Origin of the sequence: Micromonospora sp. NPDC048868, from assembly GCF_043198195.1 — a bacterium.
In the GTDB taxonomy this organism is placed as follows: domain Bacteria; phylum Actinomycetota; class Actinomycetes; order Mycobacteriales; family Micromonosporaceae; genus Micromonospora; species Micromonospora reichwaldensis.
On sequence record NZ_JBICUN010000016.1, the window covers coordinates 120,574 to 142,234 of the forward strand.

Annotated in this window: 18 protein-coding genes; 10 read left to right on the forward strand and 8 right to left on the reverse strand. The window is 74.2% G+C overall.

Features of this window, described 5'->3' with window-relative positions:
• The first annotated feature begins 45 nt into the window (after positions 1-45).
• On the forward strand, positions 46-1,446 hold the full coding sequence (gene eccD / locus ACGFNF_RS23095) for a type VII secretion integral membrane protein EccD (RefSeq protein WP_393170543.1): 1,401 nt from the start codon (positions 46-48) through the stop codon (positions 1,444-1,446).
• Positions 1,447-1,481: 35 nt separating this feature from the next.
• Here eccD and ACGFNF_RS23100 read toward each other — a convergent pair whose 3' ends face one another.
• Positions 1,482-1,988, reverse strand: coding sequence for an inorganic diphosphatase (locus ACGFNF_RS23100; RefSeq protein WP_151455811.1), 507 nt, complete (start codon positions 1,986-1,988; stop codon positions 1,482-1,484).
• 480 nt (positions 1,989-2,468) lie between these two features.
• On the opposite strand from ACGFNF_RS23100, the gene dacB reads away from it, so the two are divergent.
• The 4 genes from dacB to ACGFNF_RS23120 all read left to right on the forward strand — a co-directional run bounded on the left by dacB (position 2,469) and on the right by ACGFNF_RS23120 (position 7,937).
• A complete protein-coding gene (gene dacB, locus ACGFNF_RS23105) occupies positions 2,469-3,908 on the forward strand; it encodes a D-alanyl-D-alanine carboxypeptidase/D-alanyl-D-alanine-endopeptidase (protein WP_393170546.1) in 1,440 nt (479 codons plus the stop codon).
• 155 nt (positions 3,909-4,063) lie between these two features.
• A complete protein-coding gene (locus tag ACGFNF_RS23110; RefSeq protein ID WP_393170548.1) occupies positions 4,064-5,134 on the forward strand; it encodes a zinc-dependent metalloprotease in 1,071 nt (356 codons plus the stop codon).
• Positions 5,135-5,144: 10 nt separating this feature from the next.
• Entirely contained in the window at positions 5,145-6,137 is a 993-nt protein-coding gene (gene tilS / locus ACGFNF_RS23115; protein WP_393170550.1) for a tRNA lysidine(34) synthetase TilS, read from the forward strand.
• Positions 6,138-6,296: 159 nt separating this feature from the next.
• Complete coding sequence (locus ACGFNF_RS23120; RefSeq protein ID WP_393170552.1) at positions 6,297-7,937, forward strand: gamma-glutamyltransferase family protein; 1,641 nt, start codon at positions 6,297-6,299, stop codon at positions 7,935-7,937.
• A gap of 66 nt (positions 7,938-8,003) precedes the next feature.
• On the opposite strand, the gene ACGFNF_RS23125 is transcribed toward ACGFNF_RS23120, so the two are convergent.
• A complete protein-coding gene (locus ACGFNF_RS23125; RefSeq protein WP_393170554.1) occupies positions 8,004-8,960 on the reverse strand; it encodes a GlxA family transcriptional regulator in 957 nt (318 codons plus the stop codon).
• Between the two features lie 150 nt (positions 8,961-9,110).
• On the opposite strand from ACGFNF_RS23125, the gene ACGFNF_RS23130 reads away from it, so the two are divergent.
• From ACGFNF_RS23130 to folE, 4 genes are all read left to right on the forward strand, one after another.
• Positions 9,111-9,248, forward strand: coding sequence for a hypothetical protein (locus ACGFNF_RS23130; protein WP_192581456.1), 138 nt, complete (start codon positions 9,111-9,113; stop codon positions 9,246-9,248).
• Between the two features lie 102 nt (positions 9,249-9,350).
• Complete coding sequence (gene hpt, locus ACGFNF_RS23135) at positions 9,351-9,926, forward strand: hypoxanthine phosphoribosyltransferase (RefSeq protein ID WP_151455493.1); 576 nt, start codon at positions 9,351-9,353, stop codon at positions 9,924-9,926.
• A gap of 494 nt (positions 9,927-10,420) precedes the next feature.
• A complete protein-coding gene (ftsH, locus tag ACGFNF_RS23140; protein WP_132238612.1) occupies positions 10,421-12,445 on the forward strand; it encodes an ATP-dependent zinc metalloprotease FtsH in 2,025 nt (674 codons plus the stop codon).
• A gap of 38 nt (positions 12,446-12,483) precedes the next feature.
• Positions 12,484-13,149: a GTP cyclohydrolase I FolE gene (gene folE, locus ACGFNF_RS23145; protein ID WP_121401600.1), complete on the forward strand. Its 666-nt coding sequence runs from the start codon at positions 12,484-12,486 to the stop codon at positions 13,147-13,149.
• A 151-nt stretch (positions 13,150-13,300) separates the two neighbouring features.
• On the opposite strand, the gene ACGFNF_RS23150 is transcribed toward folE, so the two are convergent.
• Both ACGFNF_RS23150 and ACGFNF_RS23155 read right to left on the reverse strand, forming a co-directional pair.
• Positions 13,301-14,065: a hypothetical protein gene (locus tag ACGFNF_RS23150; RefSeq protein WP_357577930.1), complete on the reverse strand. Its 765-nt coding sequence runs from the start codon at positions 14,063-14,065 to the stop codon at positions 13,301-13,303.
• A complete protein-coding gene (locus tag ACGFNF_RS23155) occupies positions 14,062-16,611 on the reverse strand; it encodes an FtsK/SpoIIIE domain-containing protein (RefSeq protein ID WP_357577929.1) in 2,550 nt (849 codons plus the stop codon). Before ACGFNF_RS23155 ends, ACGFNF_RS23150 begins: the two co-directional genes overlap by 4 nt.
• Positions 16,612-16,935: 324 nt before the next feature.
• Here ACGFNF_RS23155 and ACGFNF_RS23160 point away from each other — a divergent pair, with 324 nt between their 5' ends.
• Positions 16,936-17,361, forward strand: a complete 426-nt coding sequence (locus ACGFNF_RS23160; protein WP_393170558.1) for a hypothetical protein — start codon at positions 16,936-16,938, stop codon at positions 17,359-17,361.
• Between the two features lie 4 nt (positions 17,362-17,365).
• On the opposite strand, the gene ACGFNF_RS23165 is transcribed toward ACGFNF_RS23160, so the two are convergent.
• The 4 genes from ACGFNF_RS23165 to ACGFNF_RS23180 are packed head-to-tail and all read right to left on the reverse strand — an operon-like array spanning position 17,366 to position 21,660.
• Positions 17,366-17,968 carry a hypothetical protein gene (locus ACGFNF_RS23165; RefSeq protein ID WP_357577927.1) on the reverse strand — a complete coding sequence of 201 codons (603 nt, stop codon included), beginning with the start codon at positions 17,966-17,968 and terminating at the stop codon, positions 17,366-17,368.
• 13 nt (positions 17,969-17,981) lie between these two features.
• A complete protein-coding gene (locus ACGFNF_RS23170) occupies positions 17,982-19,151 on the reverse strand; it encodes a M23 family metallopeptidase (RefSeq protein WP_357577926.1) in 1,170 nt (389 codons plus the stop codon).
• On the reverse strand, positions 19,148-19,705 hold the full coding sequence (locus tag ACGFNF_RS23175) for a hypothetical protein (protein ID WP_357577925.1): 558 nt from the start codon (positions 19,703-19,705) through the stop codon (positions 19,148-19,150). Before ACGFNF_RS23175 ends, ACGFNF_RS23170 begins: the two co-directional genes overlap by 4 nt.
• Positions 19,702-21,660: an MFS transporter gene (locus tag ACGFNF_RS23180; RefSeq protein WP_357577924.1), complete on the reverse strand. Its 1,959-nt coding sequence runs from the start codon at positions 21,658-21,660 to the stop codon at positions 19,702-19,704. The genes ACGFNF_RS23175 and ACGFNF_RS23180 overlap by 4 nt, the downstream gene beginning before the upstream one ends.
• Position 21,661: the final 1 nt, after the last annotated feature.

The window sequence follows — 21,661 nt, forward strand, 5'->3', positions numbered from 1 at the left end:
GTCGTCCGCGCAGCCACCAACCCCGCCGAACATGGAGATCAGTCGATGACGATCGGGCTGGCCCGGGTCACCATCAGCGCCCCCCAGCGGCGGGTCGACGTCGCACTGCCCGAGCAGGTGCCCCTGGCCGAGCTGCTGCCCGAGGTGCTGCGGCACGCCGGCGAGGGGCTCGCCGACGACGGCGAGCGGCACGGCGGCTGGGTGCTGCGGCGCACCGACGGCGCGGTGCTGACCACCGCCCAGGCCCTGCTGCCGCAGGGGGTCCGCGACGGCGAGGTGCTGCACCTGGTGCCGGCCCGCGCGCAGTGGCCCGAGCTGGAGTACGACGACGTGGTCGAGGCGATCGCCGACGGCGCCCGGCGGCGCGGCGGGGCGTGGTCACCCGCCGCCACCCGGGCCGCCGCCCTCGCCGGGGCCGCCGTGCCGCTGGCCGTCGGGCTGCTCGCCGTGACGGCCGGCGGTCCGGCGTACGGGTCGGCCTGGCCGGCCGCCGCCGTGGTGGCGCTCCTGCTCACCCTCGCCGGGGTGGTGGCGTCCCGTGCCCACGCGGACGGGCCTGCCGGCGCGACCCTGGGCGGCTACGCCCTGCCCTACGCGGCGGCGGCCGGCGCCCTGGCGGTCAGCTCCGGCGATCCGGTCGGGCCGGTCCCGGGGCTGCGCTGGGTCGGCGCGCCCGAGCTGCTCGCCGGGTCGGTGGCGCTGCTGCTGGTGTCGGTGCTCGGGCTGGTCGGCGTCGCCACCCGGCTGCGGGTCTTCGTGGCGGGCGCCACCGCCGGGTTCGTGGGCGCCCTGGCGGCCCTCGGCGGACTGCTGCTCAGCCCGGCCGGCACGGCGGCCATCCTGCTCTGCGTGCTGGTCTTCGCCGTGGGGGCGGTGCCGCTGCTGGCCATCCGGCTCGGGAAGGTGCCGCTGCCCCCGATCACCCTGCCCACCGGCGAGCCGGGCGACGCCGACCGGGTCCGCGACCTGCCGGACCGGGACCGGGTCTACGCGGCGGTGGCCCGCACCGAGGAGATGCTCACGGGGATGCTGCTCGGGCACGCCGTGCTGGCGGTCGCCGCCGCGGTGGTGCTGGGCCTCTCCGGCGGGACGGCCGGCCGGTTGCTGGTGGCGGTGGCCGCGGCCGTGCTGCTGCTCCGCTCCCGGCTGTTCGTGTCCCTGCGCCACCGGGTGCCGACCGTCGCCGCCGGCCTCGCCGGGTACGCCGTGCTGGGCGCCGTGCTCGTCGACCGCTTCGGCCCGACCGGCCGGCTCGCGCTGGTCGTGGGCGGGCTGGCGCTGGCCCTCGTGGCGGTGGTCGCCGGCACCACGTACGCCCGCCGCCCGGTCTCCCCGTACGTCGGCCGGATCGCGGATTTGACCGACACCGCCCTGGTGGTGTCGTTGGTGCCCGTCGCCTGCGCGGTGCTCGACCTGTACGAACGGGCCCGGGGGCTGCTCGGCTGAGCGGCCCCCGGGCCCGTTCGGTGGTCAGTGCCGGGTCAGTGCGTGGACTCGCCGCGCGCCTCGGCGTCCCGGGCGCGCTGGTACGACGCCACGATCTCCGCCTCGGCCTCGATCCGCCCCACCCACGTGGCGCCCTCGACCGACTTGCCGGGCTCCAGGTCCTTGTAGACCTCGAAGAAGTGCTGGATCTCCAGCCGGTCGAACTCGCCGAGGTGGTGGATGTCGCGCAGGTGCTCCTGGCGCGGGTCCTCGTAGGGCACGCAGAGGACCTTGTCGTCGCCGCCCTTCTCGTCCGTCATCCGGAACATGCCGATGGTGCGGCACCGGATCAGGCAGCCCGGGAAGGTGGGCTCGGGGACCAGCACGAGCGCGTCCAGCGGGTCGCCGTCCTCGCCCAGTGTCCCCTCGATGAAGCCGTAGTCGGCCGGGTACTGCGTGGAGGTGAAGAGGGTGCGGTCCAGCCGGATCCGGCCGGTCGCGTGGTCGACCTCGTACTTGTTGCGGTGACCCTTGGGGATCTCAACCGTCACGTCGAAATCCATCTGCACGCTCCCTCGTTTGCCCACGCTGGCCAACGGAAACCAGCGGCACGCCGCTCCCGCACGGGTGAATGCCCACCCGCGGGCTCCGGCCGCCGCATAGTGTTCGGACCGAAGTAGTGTCACCCAAGCAGATTTTCGCGGGGCGAGGAGGGGGCCGTGGGGAGGGAAGATTCACACTACCGTCCGGATGCCGACGCTGGACGGGGTACCGGAGGATCTGCTTCCGGCGAGGCGACCGGGCGGTTCCCGGTGCCAGACGCCTACCTTCCCCACCCGCCCGCGTCCCCGGGCGACCCTGCCCTGACGCCTGTTCCGCCCCCGGGCGACGACGCCCCGGCCGGTGCCGACGCCGCGACCGGTCCTGACGGTCCGACGGCTCCGGGCGCCCCGGCCGGCCTCGGCGGTCCATCTGGCCCCGGCGGCCCGGGCGACCCCGCCGCGTCGCCCGCGCCGGCCTCCCGCCGCCGGACCCTGCCCGTCGTGCTGGCCGCGGTGCTCGTGCTGGTGCTGGCCGCCGTCGGGATCGCCGTGGTCCGTCCGGGACCGGTGGCGAACTGGCTGGGCACCGAGCCCGCCGACCGGGGGGCCGCCGAGGCGGCGGCGGAACCAGCGCCCGTGGCGGTGCTGGCCGGCGCGGACGCGAACGCCCCGATGCCCACCCCCGAGGGCGTACGCGCCGCGCTCGCCCCGCTCGTCGGCGTGCCCGCCCTCGGCGACCGGGTCCACGTCTCGGTGGCCGACGTGACCACCGGCCAGCCGCTCTTCGGCCGGGGCGAGGACGACGGCACGGTGCCCGCCTCGGTGACCAAGCTGGTCACCGGCGTCACGGTGCTCGCCGCGCGCGGTCCGGCGTACCGCATCCCGACCCGGGCGGTGGCCGGCGCGACCCCGGGCGAGGTGGTGATCGTCGGCGGCGGGGACCCCACGCTGGCGGTCGACAAGAACGGCTTCTATCCGGGCGCGGCCCGGCTGGACGACCTCGCCGGTCAGGTGCGCGACGCCCTCGGCGGCACGAAGCCGACGAAGGTGACGGTCGACTCGTCGCTCTACTCCGGTCCGCTCTTCGAACCGGGCTGGGACGACGACATCCCCACCGGCGGCTACGGCGGGGCGATCACGGCGCTGATGACCGACGGGGCCCGCAGCGACGTGAGCCGCGCGAAGAAGGACGAGGCGGCCGGCAACCACTGGGCCGAGCGGGTGTCCCAGCCCGACCTCGCGGCCGGCAGGGCCTTCGCCAGGCTGCTGGGCGTGCCGGCCGGCGCGGTCGCCCGCGGCACCGCCCCCGCCGGCTCCACCCCCGCCGCCGACGCGGGCACCACCCCCGCAGCCGCCCAGGGACCCGGCGCGGAGCTGGGCAGGGTGGAGTCGCTGCCGATGGTACGGCTGGTCGACATCATGATCAGCGACAGCGACAACATCGTCGCCGAGGCGCTGGCCCGGCAGGTCGCGTTGGCCCGCAACCAGCCCGCCTCGTTCGCTGGCGCCGGGGCGGCGATGGACGCCGTGGCCGGGGAGCTCGGCCTGCCGGCCGACGAACTCACCCTCGCCGACGGCAGTGGCCTGTCGCGCAGCAACCGGATCAGCCCCTCGCTGCTCACCGACCTGATCGCGCTCGCCGGCAACGGCAGCCGCTCCGAGCTGGCCGCGATCTTCGGCGGCCTGCCCGTCGCCGACTGGTCCGGCACCCTCGCCGACCGCTACGAGACGGCGGCGACGAAGGCCGGTGCCGGGGTGGTCCGGGCCAAGACCGGGACGTTGACCAAGGTGCACGCCGTCGCCGGCCTGGTCAGCACTGCCGACGGGCGGCTGCTCACCTTCGCCGTGCTCACCGACGCGGTGCCGCCCGACGGGCTGACGGCCGCCCGGGGGGCGCTGGACCAGATCGGCGCCGCCCTGGCCGGCTGCGGCTGCCGCTGACCGCCGCCTGGCGGGACGGGCGACGCGTGCCGGCCTGAGCGGGACCGGCGTCACGTAGTGCCGGGGCCGGACGGGGACCGCGTCGGGCGGGACGGGCGTCGATCGCCGGGCGCGAGCCCGGGCCAGGGTGTCGCGGCGCGGGTACGGTGGGGTGCATGGCGCAGTTCGTGGACTGGGATCTGGCCGCCGCGACCGCGGGGGCGCTGAGCAAGTCGGGCCCCCGGGTTTCGTACACCGAGGCCACCGACGTGGTCAGTGACCTGCGGCGGTTGACCGACGAGGCGGCGGGGCACGTCGCTGACTACACGGGCCTCCGCTCGCAGGTGTCGCACCCGCCCGTGCGGGTGGTGGACCGGCGGGACTGGGCGGCGACCAACATCGCCGGGCTGCGCGAGGTGATCACCCCCCTGGTCGGCCGGCTCACCAAGGACAAGCAGCCGGGCGCGCTGACCGAGGCGATCGGCTCCCGGGTCACCGGCGTGCAGGCCGGCACCGTGCTGGCCTACCTCTCCGGCCGGGTCCTCGGCCAGTACGAGGTCTTCTCCGCCGACCCGGGGCAGTTGCTGCTGGTCGCGCCGAACATCGTCGAGGTGGAGCGCAAGCTCGGGGCCGACCCGCGCGACTTCCGGCTCTGGGTCTCCCTGCACGAGGTGACCCACCGCACCCAGTTCACCGCCGTGCCGTGGATGCGGGCGTACTTCCTCAGCGAGGTGCAGGCCTTCGTGGACGCGTCGTCCAGCGGCGGCGAGCACCTGCTGGAGCGGCTGCGCCGGGGCGTCGCCACGCTCTCGGACGCGGTGAAGGACCCGGAGAGCCGCACCAGCGTGCTGGACATCGTCCAGACCCCGGGGCAGCGGGCCGTGCTGGACCGGCTCACCGCGCTGATGACCCTGCTGGAGGGGCACGCCGAGTTCGTCATGGACGGCGTCGGCCCGCAGGTCGTCCCGAGCGTGGATCGGATCCGGGCGGCGTTCAACCGGCGCCGGGAGGCCGGCAACCCGCTGGAGAAGGCCATCCGCCGGCTGCTCGGCATCGAGGTCAAGATGCGCCAGTACGCCGAGGGCCGCAAGTTCGTGCACGGCGTCGTGGACCGGGTCGGCATGGCGGGCTTCAACAAGATCTTCGACTCGCCGCTCACCCTGCCCCGGCTGGAGGAGCTGGGAGACCCGGACGCCTGGGTGGCACGGGTGCACGGGCCGGTCGGCCCGACCCCGACCGCCGGCTGACCGTACGCCCGTGGCCGCGCTCGCCCCGCCGGTGGCCGCGATCCGGGTCGCGGTCCGCCGGGCGCTGGCCGACCTGCCGCCCGGAGGGCCGGTGCTGGTCGCCTGCTCGGGCGGCGCGGACTCGCTCGCGCTGGCCGCCGCCACCGCGTTCGTGGCGCCCCGGCTGGGTCGCGCCGCCGGCCTGGTGACGGTCGACCACGGCCTCCAGGAAGGCTCGGCGCAGCGGGCCGCGGCGGTGGTGACCTGGGCCCGCGAGGTCGGGCTGGCCCCGGTCGAGTCGGTGCGGGTGGAGGTGGCCGGGCGCCCGGGCGGGCCCGAGGCGGCGGCCCGGGAGGCGCGCTACCTGGCGCTCGCCGAGGTGGCCGGCCGGCTCGGGGCGACGGCCCTGCTCACCGGGCACACCCGCGACGACCAGGCGGAGACCGTGCTGCTCGCGCTCGCCCGGGGCGCAGGCCCGCGCGGGCTGGCCGGGATGCCCGCCCGGCGGGACCTCGACGGGGTGCCGCTGCTGCGCCCGCTGCTGGAGGTCGGCCGGGAGCAGACCCGCACGGCGTGCGCGGTGCTCGGGCTGAACCCCTGGGAGGACCCGCACAACGCCGACCCGTCGTACGCCCGGGCCCGGGTCCGGGCCGACCTGCTGCCCGCCCTGGTCCGCGCGCTCGGGCCGGGGGTGCTGGACAACCTGGCCCGGACCGCCCGGCTGGTGGCGGCGGACAACGCCGTCCTCGACGACCTGGCCGACGCCGCGCTGGCCGACGTCCGCCATCCCGACGGCGGGCTCGCGGTGCGGGCGCTGGCCGAGCTCACGCCGGCGGTACGCGGCCGGGTGCTGCACGCCTGGGCGCGGGAGTTGGGCGTCCCGCCCGCCGCCCTGTCGCACCGGCACGTGACCGCGCTGGACACCCTGGTCACCGGCTGGCGGGGGCAGGGGGCGGCGCACCTGCCGGGCGGGCTGCGGGTGCTGCGCCGCGACGGCCGGCTCGCCGCCATCGGCCCCCGCTGATCCGCTCCGTCGGACGGTGACTCCGTCGACCCGGCGCCGGCCGTCAACCCGGCGCCGGCCGTCGGCCCGGGGGCCGGTCCGTCGGCGTGGCGCCGGTCCGTCGGCCCGGGGCCCGGTTCCGGGGCCGCGGGATCCGCCGGGAGGCGGTAGACATGGCGCATGGCGTACCCCCGACAGCCGCTCTTCGCGCCGCACGGCGCGGTGGCGACGAGCCAGCCGCTGGCCGCGGCGGCCGGCCTGGCCGTGCTGCGACGCGGCGGCAACGCCGTCGACGCGGCCCTCGCCACCGCGATCACCCTGACCGTGGTGCAGCCCCCGTCCAACGACATCGGCGGCGACCTGTTCGCGATCGTCTGGGACGGCGAGCGGCTGCACGGCCTCAACGCCTCCGGCCGGTCCCCGGCGGCCCTGACCCGCGAGCTGGTGCTGGCCGCGACCGGGGGGTCCGGCGCGGCCCCGGTCGACGCCCTGGGCGGCGCGCAGCGGGCCGGGCCGGCGATGCCCGCCCGGGGCTGGCTGCCGGTGACCGTCCCCGGCGCCCCGGCCGGCTGGCGCGACCTGCACGACCGGTTCGGCTCGCTGCCCTTCGCGGATCTCTTCGCCGACGCGATCGGCTACGCCGAGCACGGCCACCCGGTCTCACCCGGCGTGTCGGGGATCTGGTCGCGCGCGCTCGCCGCGCCCGGCCCGACCGGCGCGGAGTTCGCCGAGTTCGACCGCGTGTTCGCGGCCGGCGGCCGGGCGCCCCGGGGCGGGGAGCGCTGGCGCAACCCGGACGCGGCGCGGACCCTGCGACTGATCGCCGACACCGGGGCGGAGGACTTCTACCGGGGCGGGATCGCGGAGGCGCTGGCCAGGCACGCGGCCCGCACCGGCGGCCTGCTCACCGGCGACGACCTGGCCCGGCACGCCTCGACGTGGGTGACTCCCGTGTCCGCCCGCTACCGGGGCCACGAGGTCTGGGAGCTGCCGCCCAACGGGCAGGGCCTGGCGGCGCTGCTGGCGCTGCACATCCTCGACGGGGGCGACCTCGCCGGGCTGCCGCTCGCCGAGCGGCTGCACCGGCAGATCGAGGCGATGAAGCTCGGCTTCGCCGACGCGCACGCCCACCTCGCCGACCCGGAGCGGGTGCCGGTGCCGACGGAGGCGCTGCTCTCGCCGGCGTACGCGGCGGCCCGCCGCGCGCTGATCACCGAGCGGGCCGGGGAGCCGACGGCCGGCGACCCGGAGCGCGGCGGCACGGTCTATCTCTGCACCGCCGACGCCGGCGGCATGATGGTCAGCCTGATCCAGTCGACCTACCTGGCGTTCGGCTCCCGCGTGGTGCTGCCCGGGCACGGCTTCGCCCTGCAGAACCGGGGGCTCGGGTTCCGCCTCGACCCCGCCCACCCCAACGTGGTGGGGCCGGCGAAGCGGCCCTACCACACGATCATTCCCGGCTTCCTGACCCGGGACGGGCGGCCGGTGGGCCCGTTCGGGGTGATGGGCGGGCACATGCAACCGCAGGGGCACGTGCAGCTGGTCTCGGCGACCCTGGACGGCGGGCTCGACCCGCAGGCCGCGCTGGACGCGCCGCGCTGGTACTGGCACGCCGGCCGGTCGGTGCTGGTCGAGTCGGAGCTGGTCGCCACCGCCGAGGGGCGGGCCGCGGTCGACGAGTTGCGGGCCCGGGGGCACGAGATCGCCGTCGCGGAGGAGCCGGGGGTCTTCGGGCACGGGCAGGCGATCTGGCGGCTGCCCGACGGCGGCTACGCGGTCGGCTCGGAGCCCCGCGTGGGCGGGGGGATGCTCGGCTGGTGACCGGAGCCCCGGGCGTGCCGTCGGCCCCGCTCCCGGTGCCGCGGTCCGACGTCGTGGGGCCGGGGCTCAGGCCTCCACGCGTTCGCGGAACGTGGTCCGGTAGGTGTGCGGGGTGGCGCCGACCCGGCGGGCGAAGTGGTGCCGCAGCGTCGCCGAGTCGCCGAAGCCGGCCCGGTCGGCGACGGCCTCGACGCTGAGCCCGGTCTCCTCCAGCAGCCGCCGGGCCAGCAGCACCCGCTGGTTGGTCAGCCAGTCGTGCGGCGTGGTGCCGGTCTCGGCGCGGAACCGCCGGGCGAACGTGCGCGGCGACATCTCCGCCCGCGCGGCCAGCTCGTCGACGGTGACCGGACGGTCCAGGTGCCCCATCAGCCATTCCAGCACCGGCTCCAGCGTCGGCGCCTCCGGGGTCTCGGGGATGGGCGCCTCGATGTACTGCGCCTGCCCGCCGTCGCGGTGCGGGGGCACCACCATCCGGCGGGCCAGCCGGGTGGCCGTCGCCGAGCCGTGCTCCTGGCGGATCAGGTGCAGGCAGGCGTCGATGCCGGCGGCCGTGCCGGCGCTGGTGAGCAGCCGGCCGTCCTGCACGTAGAGCGAGTTGCAGCGGACCCTGGCGGTCGGGTGGCGGCGTTGCAGCTCGTCGACGTACCGCCAGTGGGTGGTGCACTCCCGGCCGTCGAGCAGGCCGGCCTCGCCCAGCACGAACGCGCCGGAGCAGACACTGAACACGTACGCCCCCCGGTCGGCGGCGCGGCGCAGCGCGGCGAGCACCGTGCCGGGCACGACGGTGCCGTGATGGGCCGGGACGGCGACCAGGTCGGCCTCCTCCATCGGGCCGAGGTCGGCGTGCGGGGTCAGGTGGAAGCCCGACGAGGTGCGGACCGGGGCCCCGTCGGGGCTGCACACGTGGAAGCGGTGGTCGGGGAACCCGTCGGCGGTGCGGTCGGTCCCGAAGACCTCGGCGAGGACCCCGAGCTCGAACGTGGCGACCTGGTCCAGGGCGAGGACGGCGACCGATCTGAGCATGTGACGAGGGTAACCGCACGGTTGGCAGGAAATCGAGGGGGAGTGGCATTCCTGCCACTGTCCGGGTGGCGGTGGCCGGCGGAGACTGGTTCCAGTCCGGTGCGCACCGGCGGCGAAAACGACAGCAACCATGCGAAAGCGAGCGCCGCCATGGAGATCCTGCTCTTCCTCTTCTTCTTCGTCCTCCTCGCCCTGGCCTCGGCCGCCGGCCTCACCGCCGACAGCCGGGACTCGGCCGACTGGAAGCCGTCCGACGACGGTCGCCGCTGGCGGTCGCGTGCCTGCTGAGGTGGTTCGCGGCCTTCGTCAGGATTCATCCGGGGTGGGACCGCGCCCAGAAGGGGCGGCCCCGCCGACGGAGGCCATCCGGCGTACGGCAGGCTAGGAGCCATGGCTGACGGCTCCTGGTACGACGCCGACATCGACCACGTGATCATCTCCGAGGCGCAGATCCGCGAGAAGACCGCGGAACTCGCCAAGCAGGTCTCGGCGGACTACGCCGACGTCGATGACGGGCTCCTGCTGGTCTGCGTCCTGAAGGGCGCGGTGATGTTCATGGCCGACTTCGCCCGGGCGCTGGGTCGCAGCGGGCCGCCCGCCGAACTGGACTTCATGGCCATCTCCTCCTACGGCCAGGGCACCACCTCCTCCGGGGTGGTCCGCATCCTCAAGGACCTCGACCGGGACATCGCCGGCCGGCACGTGGTCGTGGTCGAGGACATCGTCGACTCCGGCCTGACCCTGTCCTGGCTGCTGCGCTACCTGGAGTCCCGCTCGGCCGCGAGCGTCGAGGTCGTCGCGCTGTTCCGCAAGCCGGACGCGGTCAAGGTGCCGGTGCCGGTGAAGTACGTCGGCTTCGACATCCCGACCGAGTTCGTCGTCGGCTACGGCCTCGACTTCGGCGAGCGCTACCGCGAGCTGCCCTACGTCGGGGTCCTCAAGCCCGAGGTGTACGCCCGGACCTGAGCCCTCGCCGGGCCCGGTCCATCGGCACCGGTCGAGCGGACGTTCAGCGGGCTCTCAGCGATTCGGACTACGGTAGAGGCCGGTGGCGTGGAGGCACCCTCCACGCCCGACCCCTCGAACCGCGGGACCGGGCGGACGGGAGGCCGGGCGCGGAGCTCCCGTCACGCCGGCTGGACCCGGTTCGCCCTACGCGTAATTGTTGGGCTCGCAAGCGCGCTCCACGCGCGCACGATGATCGGATCGTGCGCGATCGCGGGGTTCGCAAGCTCGCTCGGTGCGCGCACAGCTGTTCCCTTTGTGCGCGACTGCGGGGCTCGCAAGCTCACTCCTCGCGTGCACGGTGTACCGTCGAATGACCGCGGCGCGGCAGTTCCGTGCCTCGGGGTCGAGCCGGCCCGCACGGCGGCTACGGCCGCCGCCACAGGGCGGCGACACCATCAGACGGTCAGGACGTCGATCAGGAGGATGCGGGCGCCTCGGCGCTCGACAACAGCATGGAACGTACGCGTTTCTTCCGCCGACCGGTGGTCTGGATCATCCTGGTCATCCTCGGCGCCGTTGTGCTCAGTCAACTGTTCACCGCTGGTCCCAGCTACCACCGGGTGGACACTTCCATTGCGCTCGACCAGCTCAACAAGGGCGGCATCGACAAGGTCGTCTTCCAGGACAAGGAGCAGACGCTCCGGCTCGACCTGAAGGACAAGGCCAAGTTCGGTGACACCGACACCGACCGGATCGAGGCGCAGTTCCCCTACGAGGTCGGCGACGAGGTCTGGAACGAGGTCCTCGAGGCCAAGGCGAACAACCGGGTCACCGGCCCGGCCAACGTCGAGGTGTCGTCCGACAGCATCTGGGTGAGCCTGCTGGTCAACCTGCTCCCGATCGCCCTGCTGGTGCTCCTGCTGCTCTTCTTCATGTCGCAGATGCAGGGCGGCGGCTCCCGGGTGCTCAACTTCGGCAAGTCCAAGGCGAAGATGATCACCAAGGACACGCCGAAGACCACGTTCGCGGACGTGGCCGGCGCCGAGGAGGCCGTCGAGGAGCTGCACGAGATCAAGGACTTCCTGCAGAACCCGGCGAAGTACCAGGCCCTGGGCGCCAAGATCCCGAAGGGCGTCCTGCTCTTCGGCCCGCCCGGCACCGGTAAGACGCTGCTGGCCCGCGCCGTCGCCGGCGAGGCCGGGGTGCCCTTCTACTCGATCTCCGGCTCGGACTTCGTGGAGATGTTCGTCGGTGTCGGCGCCAGCCGGGTCCGCGACCTCTTCGAGCAGGCCAAGGCGAACGCCCCGGCCATCGTCTTCGTCGACGAGATCGACGCCGTCGGCCGCCACCGCGGCGCCGGCATGGGCGGCGGTCACGACGAGCGCGAGCAGACCCTCAACCAGCTGCTCGTCGAGATGGACGGCTTCGACACCAAGGGCGGGGTCATCCTGATCGCCGCCACCAACCGGCCGGACATCCTCGACCCGGCGCTGCTGCGCCCGGGCCGCTTCGACCGGCAGATCCCGGTGGACGCCCCCGACATGGAGGGCCGCAAGGCGATCCTGCGGGTGCACGCCAAGGGCAAGCCGTTCACCCCCGACGTCGACCTCGACGCGGTGGCCCGGCGCACCCCGGGCTTCAGCGGTGCCGACCTGGCCAACGTGATCAACGAGTCCGCGCTGCTCACCGCGCGCAAGGACCAGCGGGCGATCAGCAACGACTCCCTGGAGGAGTCGATCGACCGGGTGATCGCCGGTCCGCAGCGCCGGACCCGGGTGATGAGCGACCAGGAGAAGAAGATCACCGCGTACCACGAGGGTGGGCACGCGCTGGTCGCCTGGGCGCTGCCGCACGCCGCACCGGTGCACAAGGTGACGATCCTGTCCCGCGGTCGGTCACTGGGCCACACCCTGGTCCTGCCCACCGAGGACAAGTACACCCAGACCCGCGCCGAGATGGTCGACACCCTGGCGTACGCGCTGGGTGGCCGGGCCGCCGAGGAGCTGGTCTTCCACGAGCCGACCACCGGTGCCGGCAACGACATCGAGAAGGCCACCCAGCTGGCCCGCGCGATGATCACGCAGTACGGCATGAGCTCCAAGCTCGGCGCGATCAAGTACGGCACCAGCGGCGACGAGCCGTTCCTCGGCCGCAACATGGGCCACGAGCGGGACTACTCCGACGTCGTCGCCGCCGAGATCGACGGCGAGATGCGGGCGCTGATCGAGCTGGCCCACGACGAGGCCTGGGAGATCCTGGTGGAATACCGGGACGTCCTGGACAACATCGTGCTGGAGCTGATGGAGAAGGAGACCCTCTCCACCGCCGACATGGCCCGGATCTGCGCCCGGGTGGCCAAGCGGCCGCCGATGGCGCCGTACAACGGCTTCGGCAAGCGCCAGCCCTCCACCGAGCCGCCCGTGCTCACGCCGGCGGAGAAGGACGCGCTCAAGGTGCAGGCCCAGGCCGACGGCGCCCAGGCGACGGTGGGTGGCGGCACCTCGAACAACTCCAACAACTCGGACGGTACGCACTGAGCACGGACCCGACGGCCAGTTCCCGGGAGCACCGGGGACTGGCCGTCTCCGCGACCGAGCCGGACGGCGACGACACCCTCGACTACGTCGCCGCGCGCCTGATCAGCGGCAAGCTCACCGGTCGGCCCGTCGAGGAGACCATGGACCTCGGGCGGATCGAGAAGGCCGTCCGCGAGATCCTCATCGCCGTCGGGGAGGACCCGGACCGCGACGGGCTCCAGCAGACGCCGGCCCGGGTCGCCCGGGCGTACGCCGAACTCTTCGCCGGCCTCCGGGTCGACCCGGCCCAGGTGCTCAGCACCACCTTCGAGGCCAACCACGAGGAGCTGGTGCTCGTCCGGGACATCGACGTGATGAGCCTGTGCGAGCACCACCTGCTGCCGTTCCGGGGCAGCGCCCACATCGGCTACATCCCGGGGCCGGACGGCCGGATCACCGGCCTGTCGAAGCTGGCCCGGCTGGTCGAGGTCTTCGCCCGCCGGCCGCAGGTCCAGGAGCGGCTCACCTCGCAGATCGCCGACCTGCTGATGGAGCGGCTCGCGCCGCGCGGCGTGGTGGTGGTGCTCGAATGCGAGCACATGTGCATGGCGATGCGCGGCATCCAGAAGTCGGGTGCCAAGACCATCACCTCGGCCGTACGGGGCACCCTCCAGCGTGACGCCAAGTCGCGCGCCGAGGCGATGGCGCTGATCATCCCCCGCTGACCGCGACAGACCGGCCGGCCGAAACCCACACCCGGGTCGGCCGGCCGTCGCGCGTCAGCCCGCCGACGTGGGCCTGGCAGACGGGTACCTGGGAGGCGCGGTCGGTGACGCGGGGGCCTGGGAGGTGCGGGCCCGGGAGGTGGGGCGCCGCTCAGCCGGCCAGCATCGCGAGCAACAGGCCCGCGCTGACCAGCACCGCCGGGACCAGGCACACCAGGGCGCCGAGCCGGGCCGTGCGCTCCACCCGGCCGCCCGCCGGCGGCGGAAAGAGCCGCCCGACGCCGATCCAGCCCGCCACGAACGCAACCGCCGGCATCGGCAGCCCGCAGACCAGCGCGGCCACGCTCGCCGCCCCGGTGCCGGTCGCCACGAACAACACCAGCTGGATCGCCGGCACCAGCAGCGCCAGCGGCCCGTACACCAGCAGGTTCCGCAGGTGCGGCGGCCAGGCGGCCAGGCGGGGCAGCCCACGCGCGGCGAGCGTCGCGTCCGCGGCGTCCGCCCGGCCCCGGGCGGTGCGCAGAGCGGCCAGCACCGCCGCCGGCCCGCCCGCCATCGCCCGGGTCGCCTCGGTCAGCTCCGGCGGCGTCGGGACCAGCGAGATCGGGGGTACGCCCCGCTCGTGCAGCCGGGCCTCCTGCGACGCCAGCCGGGTGCGTACGGCGGTCAGCTCCTCGCGGGCGGCCTGCACCGACCGGGCCTGCTCGCCGGCGGCGGTGGCCGCGTCGCGGCGTACCCCGTCGAGCTGGCGGGCGGCGGCGAGGTACTCGGTCCACGCGGCCCGCACCGGGTCGACGCCCCCGACGTTCTCCGCCTGCCCGGCAGTGTCGGCGCGTTCCGACGTCGGGTCGGCGCCGGAACGCTGCCGCCCCGGCGCGGCGTGCCCCGTCGTGGTCCCTGCCCCGCCTCGGGTCATCCGGGCTCCCCCTCCTCGCCGAACGGGACCAGCACGGTGCCCTGCTCGCCGGGACCGTCCCAGAGCACCGCCCGGCCGGGGCGGGGCCGCCACTGCACCTGCCGCCCGAAGACCGACGTCAGCTGCGCACCCGGCAGGTCCACCACGGCCACGGCGGCGAGCTTGTCCACCTCGCCCTCGGGTTCGAGCAGCGCCGCGAACGACGGCACCGTCCGCCAGCGGCCCAGCAGGTGCCGGCCGGCGGGCGGCCCCTCCCGCAGCAGCGCGCGCAGCCGCTCCGGGGGCAGCTGCTCCGGGGTCGGCACGTCCAGCCCGAAGACCACCAGGTAGGCCGGCACGGCGTCGTCCACGGCGGCGAGCAGGCCGGCCAGGTCCACCATGTCCACCGGATGCCGCCCGGCCAGCTCGGTCGCCAACGCCTCGGCCACCGGCCGGCACTCCTCGTCCGGCGCGGCGAGCACGAAGCGGGCGGCCCCCGGCGCGTGGTGCACCGCCACGCTGCGCGCCGCGGTGACCAGCAGCCGGGCCGCCTCCGGGCCGGGACCGAGCACGGCCAGGTTCCGCCCCGGGGCCGGCCCGAGCGACACCGCGACGGTGCTCCGGGGCACGTCCACCGCCCGGCCCAGCAGGGCGGCGGGACCGGGCGCCTGCCCGGCGAGCGCGGCCCGGTGCCGGGGATCGTTGCGCAGCAGCGGGCGGGCGTAGCCGGCGAAGACCACCGGCGGGGTGGCCCCCTCCGGGCGGGCCGACCAGAGCCGCTGCCGCAGCGCCTCCACCGTGTCGGGGTGGTCCTGCGGATCCGGGAACCGGACCATCCGCTCGTGCCCCCGGATCGCGCCCCGGGGCCCGCCGAGCCCGCCGGCGGTGTTCACCACCGCGCTGCCCACCGGCAGCCCGGCGGCAGAGTCGTTCGTCGGCTCCAGCACGGCGCCCCCACCGGGCAGCGCCACCCGCACCGGGAACTGCCCCAGCACCGAATCCCGGTCCGTACGCGAGCCCAACCCCAGGTCGCCCTCGCCGGCCAGCACCAGGTGCACCCCGTACGCGCGCCCGGTGCGGGCCAGCGCGTCCAGCCGGGCGGCGGCGTCGGCGGCCAGCCGGTCCCGCTCGGCGAAGAGCAACGGGAGATTGTCGAGCACACACACGATCCGGGGCATGGCCCGGTGCTGTCGCAGCTCGGCGAAGCGCTGCCCGCCGGCCCGGGCGCCCGCCTCCTCGCGCCGGCGCACCTCCGCCACGAGCTCGTCCAGCAGGCTCAGCACGTACTCCCGGTCGGCGGCCATCGCGGCGGCCCGCACCTGCGGGATCCACGACCGGTCCCGCTCGGTCTGGAGGAACTCCACGAAGGACTCGGCGTCGGCGAGATCCGCCAGGTAGAGAGCCAGCTCGTCGGGGCCGTACCTGGCGGTCAGGCCGAGCAGCGCGGTGGTGAGGAACGTGGAGCGACCCGTCCCCGAGCGGCCGCTGATCAGCCAGTGCGGCGTCAGCTCCGTGAAGCCGAGCGACACGGGACGGCCACCGGCGTCCCCGACGGTCGTGGTCAGCCCGCCCACCCCGCTCGCCGTCCACAGCTCCTCGTCGGCCGCCGGCAGCAGGTCGGTCAGCGCCAGCCGGGAACCCGCCTCCACCTGCGCGGCCAGCCGGTGGCAGACCGCGTCGACGAGTTCGGCCGGCGGATCCGCCTCGATGAAGACAGGCGAGTTCAGCCCGCCCGGCGGCTCGGCGCCCGGGCCGGCGAACGAACCGCCCGGCGGATCACCCAGCAGCGCGTACGCGGTCCGGACCGCCAACGTCGTCGCCCGCGGCAGCGGCTCCCGGTCGCCCGCCGGGGGCCAGCCCGCCACCAGGAGGTGCAGCCCTGCGGACCGGCCCGGCTCGGCCAGGGCCTCGATCCGGGCCAGGTCGGTGGGGCCGGTCGACTCGGGCAGCGCGGCGATCACCAGCAGCAGCGTCCGGTCGTGCCGGCGTCGCCCGCTCGCCCCCGGCGCCACCCACTGCTCCGCCTCGGTGAGCACGGCCCGCAGCCCGGCCACGTCCACCGCCGGGGGCGGTAGCAGGCCCGCGTCCGCGAGCGGCGCGAACGGCGCGAGGGCCGAGCCGGTGGCGTCCACCGCGCGGACCAGCAGCGCCCCGGCCGGGGTCGCCGCCAACAGCCGCAGCAGTACGCCCCGCAGCAGCCCCGCCACCCGGGGATCCCGGGCGTCCACGTCCACCGAGAGGTGACCCGTGCCGAGCAACGGCACCAACGCGGGGAACCGGGCGTCGTCCAGCGGCGCCGCCGTACCGATCCGGACGAAGGGAGGCGGCCCCTCACCGGCTGGTGTGGCCGGTGCCACCATCTCCAGGGGAGCGCCCGCCCAGCCGGGAGCCAGCACCGCCGCCGCCGAACGGAGGCGGTCGGCGAGTTCGTACTGGCGGCGCTGGTCGGCGGGAACGGGCCGGGTGTCGTCAAGGACGCTCGCGGCGGCGGTGGCAGTGGCGGCAGCCCGCCGGTGCAGTGCGGCGGCGCGGTTGGTGCGTGCCTTCGGACCGGCCACCGCGTCCACCCCCTCCGCCCGAGGTCGACAACCCCTCCCCGCGCAGAGACCGTAACCCAGTCGGGCCGACTCGTCCGGGATGCGCGGCGGCACTGCGCCGGGGATGTCGTGGATCTCACCGATGGGGAGTGGTGCGTCACGATCCGCTGGATCTGGGGCATTGGGTCTACCGCGTCCAGCCGCTAGCCTCAGAGGGTGGAATCAGTGCAGCCCCCCGCCGGTTCCCAGGTCTCCCGCGTACCGGCGCAACGGCCCCCCTCCGACCACTTGGCACCGCCCTCGCCGGCCCCGGTGCCGGAGCGGCCACGGCGGCGGCTGCGCACCGTGGTCACCGTGGTCGCGAGCGTCGTCGCGGCACTCTGCCTCGGCGGAGTGGCCGCCGGATTCGTGCTCTACAACAGGGCCGCCGCCCCCGATCGCGGGTCGCCGGACGTTGCTGTCGTCAGTTACTTGCAGGCCGCGCTTGTTTCGCGTGACCAGAACCGAGCGCGACTCTTCACCTGCACCGGCCCACTACAGCCGATCGAGGATCTGCGGACCCAGGTCGAGCGACGCGAACGGGAACTCGGTACAAGCTTCTCGATCAATATCGAGAACATTGTAGTGGCCATGAACGGCTCATCAGCGGCCACGGTAACGGCCGTCATTCGTCGTAGCGCCACCGTAGACGGGGTGCAACAGAGCCTGACCGACCCTTGGCGCTTCGAGGCGCAGGACAGAGACGGGTGGCGGGTCTGCGCCGGAGCGCCGGAGAGGTGAGTCCTCACTCAATCCAAAGCAGGTGCACAGGAACCTCCAGTGTGGTGGGTGACTGGCCCCGCCAGGCCCAGCGGTACCACTCCACCTCCGGCGCAACCCGGACGCAGATGTCGCCTTCCGCGCCGGAGTAGGTCTCGGTGACGGCTCGCAGGTCCCGGTGTTCGACGGAATCCACCACGTGCACCACCCGGCGACCCGTGACGGCGTGCGACTCGAAGACCGGGGTCGGGGCGCGGTGCGGCGGGGCGTCCAGCGAGACCAGGCGGACGCCCGTCTCGCGACCCGCCGACGCGTCCGGTCGCCGGGCTCCCACCGTCTCCACCCACACCCGCTCGACCGGGACCAGCGGCGCGAAGACCTCCACCTGGTCGGACTCCGCCCGGTACCACTCGTGTTCGGGGATGACCGGCACGTAGGTCCGGCTGCCCTGCACCACCCGGTCGTCGGCGCGGAGGTCACCGCGCCAGCCGAGTCCGGGCAGGCCGACCAGCACGCGCTGCCCGCGGAGCTCGACGCGCCCGGTGGCCGGCACGATCTCGATCGGGCGGGGCGGTCGGGGCGCCCAGTCCGGATGGTCGGCGAACGGGTCGGGAAGCGGGTCGCTCATGACGGCGAGCGTCTCATCCCGCGCCCTTGAGCGGCGCGCCACGTGAGCGCATGAAAGGCACCGGATCGATGGCGCCGCGGCTGCTCCGGTCCTCATCCTCGTGCACCTCGAAGTGCAGGTGCGGGCCGGAGGAGTTGCCGCTGCTGCCCACCTCGCCGATGACCGTACCGGCCTCGACGAGTTGGCCGACCTTGACTCGGGGCTTGCTGACCATGTGGCAGTAGCGGGTGATGAATCCACCGGCATGCAGGACGTCGACGAACCAGCCACAGCCGCCCTTGTTCGGCCAGCCGTCGACGTTACAGGTGCGCCGGCCGCTCTTGTCCGGGTCGCACCGGGAGATCAGGACGCGTCCGGTGGCCGCTACCCGGATATCGGTGCCCTTCGGCGCGGCGATGTCGACCCCGTTGTGTCGGGGCCGGCTCGCGGTGCGGAAGCCCGAGCCGACGCCGCCGGGGATGGGAGCCGTCCAGCCGGAGGCAGCGATCTGTCCTCCGGCGGCGCGGTCGCAGGCCTTCCTACCGTCGATCAGCGCGATCCGGGCAGCTCCGCCGGCCAGCGCGTTGACGATCTGGCTGGCCACGTCCTCGTGTTTGGCGTACGCGTCCGGAAAGGCGCTGATCTGCACGGCCTGCGCGGCCCGGGTGAGCGGCATCGTCTCCCAGCCCTGCACCTTGACCAGCTTCTCGTAGAACTTCCGGGAGGCGTATTCAGGCGTCATCCGCTGTGCCACGGTGCCCCAGCCGGCTCGCTGCTGAAAGAGACCGACCGAGTCGTGGTCGGCGCCAATTCCTTCGTTCGGCAGATTCCCGGACTCGGCGACGGTCCGGTTAGCCAGGTTGAGAAGTCTGGATTCCTGCATGGCGGTCGCCACAGCGATTACCCACCCGCGGGGCGGCACCTTCATCTCCTGCCCCACCTTGATGATCCTCGCGGCATTGCGGAGCTGACGCTCGCCGTACTGGGATATCCGAGGCATGTCGCCCACTACGTTTACCTGGGATTCCTCCTTACAGTCCTGACTGGCGAACGTCATACCGCTGCCCGCCTCGCCGCCCAGTTCCGTGAGGAAGAAGGCCCCCGCACCGCCGGTGCAGCAGAGCAGGGCGAGCGTTGCCGTCAACGCGGCGGCCAGTGCGCCGAGTCGGAGCTGTCGACCGCGCGGTCGCGTCCCGTCGCTCATTTCTGCTCCCAGTCCACGGCATCAACCAGCCACCGCCCGTCGGGCGCCACCAGTTCGAGGCGGAGCTGACCCGTGTCGAGCGGAACCAGCACCTCGACGAAGTTCTCGGCCCGGGGCCGGAGAGTGACGTCGCCGTCGACCTGACCGGTCGGCACCCCGGACGGGTCGGCGCCGGCCAACTTGTCGGTCAGCACCGGGGTGGAGAGGGGACGTAGGCCCTCCTGCCACTGCTCCGCCGTGTTGCCCGGCTTGCCGAGCCAGGCGGCGACGAAGCGTTCGGCGGTCTGCTCCGGCGTCAGTTTGCCGGGGCGGGTGACGGGGGAGGGGGGAGCGCCCGTGGAGAAGGCCCCGTCGTCGCCGGCGGTCGGGTCGACCGTGGTGATCGGTTGGCTGGGGCGGTTGCTGAGCCCGGAGGTGGGGTCACCGGGCCCGGAGACCAGCCGCGCCGCACCGATGATCCCGAACACGAGTACGGCGATGCCGATCGCGACGCCGAACCGGGACCGGAGGACCCGGGTCACCAGGAATTCGATCGCCCGCCGCACCGCGCTCACCGCGCCTCTGAGCGGATCCGGGGAGTGGGCCGGTCAGGCTCGCGTTCCTTAGACCCGGGACGGTAGATGACGAACGCGGGGTTCTCGTCCGGCACGTCCGGCTCCGTCCAGGTGGCCGGCTGCCGCCGCCGGGGTCGAGGGGCGGCCGGGCGGGAGGGCTCCCTCTCCTCGGAGGGCGTCCCTTTCTCGGCGGCCGACTCGCGGCCGTCGGGCCGCTGCCGCTCCTTCCCACCGGGGTTGCCGGTAGGCCCGCCGCGGGTGGCGGCATGCGCCGGATCCTCCCGCCGGGCCTCGGGCCGGAGGGTGGATCGCTCCGCCACGACGGCCCGACGCCGGCCCAGCGCCGGCTCGGCCGTGCCGCCGGGTTCAGCGACGTCGAGCCGGGCGGCGGTGCGCATGTCCCGGAAGAATCGCCGGTGCCACGAGCCGGCCGAGCTGACCGCCTCGCTGCTGTCCTTGCCACCGAGCTGGGTGATCCGTCGGTAGGGACGCAGCAGCAGCCAGCCGACCACCCCGCAGAGCCAGACCAGCACCACTTGGAGCCAGCCAGGCAGGGTCGGTGTGCTCATGATGAGGTCGACCGCGAAGAGATAGATGGCGGCGCCGGTGCCGAAGATGGCGATGTTGAAGACGGCGGCGACCACCGCATTCGCCAACCGTCGCAACCCGGCGCTGGCCGGGCGCATCAGGCCTACCGTGCCCAGGATCGGCGCGGCGATCACCGCCCAGCGGAAGATCAGGAAGCCCAGCAGCACGAGCAGCGAGGCGGTCAGGTCGAACATCGCGAAGAGAACCGCGGCCAGTACGGCGATGAATCCGGCGCCCACCCGGTCCATGTCCCGGACGCCCTGGAGGTACTCGTACGCCTCCGGGTCTTCCTCCTTGATCTGCTCAGCAACCTTCATCCACTGCTGCTGCTTCGCCTCGATGGTGGCTTGACGTGTCGCCGGATTGGCGCGGATCGACTGCGCCTCGCCCCAGGTCAACGACCGGGCGTCGTACAGGGCCTGACCGTATTTCTTAGCGGTCTCGCTGTCCGCTGACCCAAGGACCCCCCGTAGCCAATTCCGGTACAGCATGGACTCGGTAGCGGTGTCGCTGGCTCGGACGGCGGGCTTACGGTTGTCCTTGCACCGTTCCGGGTTGGGATCGATGCACCGGCCGGGACCAGGCTCCTTCATCTGTGGTCCCACGGCGTCGTGGACCACGCCCAGGGTGGTGACGAGGGTGCCGTCGGCGATGTTGGCCGACTTGACTGGCCAGGCGGCCAGGGCGGTCACCGCCACCATCACCAGCAGGGCCCAGCCCGCCGTGGTCATCGCGTTGCTCATGTCCGACTGGCGGGAGCGCCAGAGCAGGTACAGGCCGACCACGCACAGGGTGACGATGCCGAAGACACTGAACACCTTCTGGTAGACGGCCTTGGTCGCCTGGTCCACCAGCGGATCGGCCCAGCCCCACATCGAGCGCGGATCCCAGGCGCGTTCGCGCAGGGCGTTGGAAGCGCCGATCACCGCAGTGGCAATCATGAATTCGCCGTTTGCGACAGTGGTCGTGAACTTGTAATCCGGGTGGAGGACTGTGGAGGCGCAACCGATGTCGTACGTCGTGTAGCTGTACCCGGCGTATCCATAGAGGCTGTATCTGCCGGTGACGCCGGCAGTTGCTTCGGGCGGCGAGCTGGCAAACCAGCCGGCCAGACCTGCATCGGGAGCGCCAGGCGTTGGTGGCTCAAGACACTCTGCCCGGGCTGCTGACACGTCCTTCAGTTTGGCGACGCAGGCGCGGAAGTCGGCCTGCCACTCCGGCGTGGTGCAGAGCTCGGCCTTCGCCTGGGCGGTCAGCGGTGCGGGGGCGGCCGCCATGGCGCCGACGGCCGGCCAGCCGATCGTGGCCCCGGCGAGTACGCCGAGCGCGAGCAGGAACGCCGCCAAACGTGCCCGGGCCCGCGCCATG

What these genes read in the sequence shown, in the direction of transcription:
- eccD (WP_393170543.1), top strand. Translation starts at nt 46, where the DNA reads ATGACGATCGGGCTGGCCCGGGTCACCATCAGCGCCCCCCAGCGGCGG.
- ACGFNF_RS23100 (WP_151455811.1), bottom strand. Translation starts at nt 1,988, where the DNA reads ATGGATTTCGACGTGACGGTTGAGATCCCCAAGGGTCACCGCAACAAG.
- ACGFNF_RS23110 (WP_393170548.1), top strand. Translation starts at nt 4,064, where the DNA reads ATGGCGCAGTTCGTGGACTGGGATCTGGCCGCCGCGACCGCGGGGGCG.
- ACGFNF_RS23120 (WP_393170552.1), top strand. Translation starts at nt 6,297, where the DNA reads ATGGCGTACCCCCGACAGCCGCTCTTCGCGCCGCACGGCGCGGTGGCG.
- ACGFNF_RS23125 (WP_393170554.1), bottom strand. Translation starts at nt 8,960, where the DNA reads ATGCTCAGATCGGTCGCCGTCCTCGCCCTGGACCAGGTCGCCACGTTC.
- ACGFNF_RS23130 (WP_192581456.1), top strand. Translation starts at nt 9,111, where the DNA reads ATGGAGATCCTGCTCTTCCTCTTCTTCTTCGTCCTCCTCGCCCTGGCC.
- hpt (WP_151455493.1), top strand. Translation starts at nt 9,351, where the DNA reads ATGGCTGACGGCTCCTGGTACGACGCCGACATCGACCACGTGATCATC.
- ftsH (WP_132238612.1), top strand. Translation starts at nt 10,421, where the DNA reads ATGGAACGTACGCGTTTCTTCCGCCGACCGGTGGTCTGGATCATCCTG.
- ACGFNF_RS23150 (WP_357577930.1), bottom strand. Translation starts at nt 14,065, where the DNA reads ATGACCCGAGGCGGGGCAGGGACCACGACGGGGCACGCCGCGCCGGGG.
- ACGFNF_RS23165 (WP_357577927.1), bottom strand. Translation starts at nt 17,968, where the DNA reads ATGAGCGACCCGCTTCCCGACCCGTTCGCCGACCATCCGGACTGGGCG.
- ACGFNF_RS23170 (WP_357577926.1), bottom strand. Translation starts at nt 19,151, where the DNA reads ATGAGCGACGGGACGCGACCGCGCGGTCGACAGCTCCGACTCGGCGCA.
- ACGFNF_RS23180 (WP_357577924.1), bottom strand. Translation starts at nt 21,660, where the DNA reads ATGGCGCGGGCCCGGGCACGTTTGGCGGCGTTCCTGCTCGCGCTCGGC.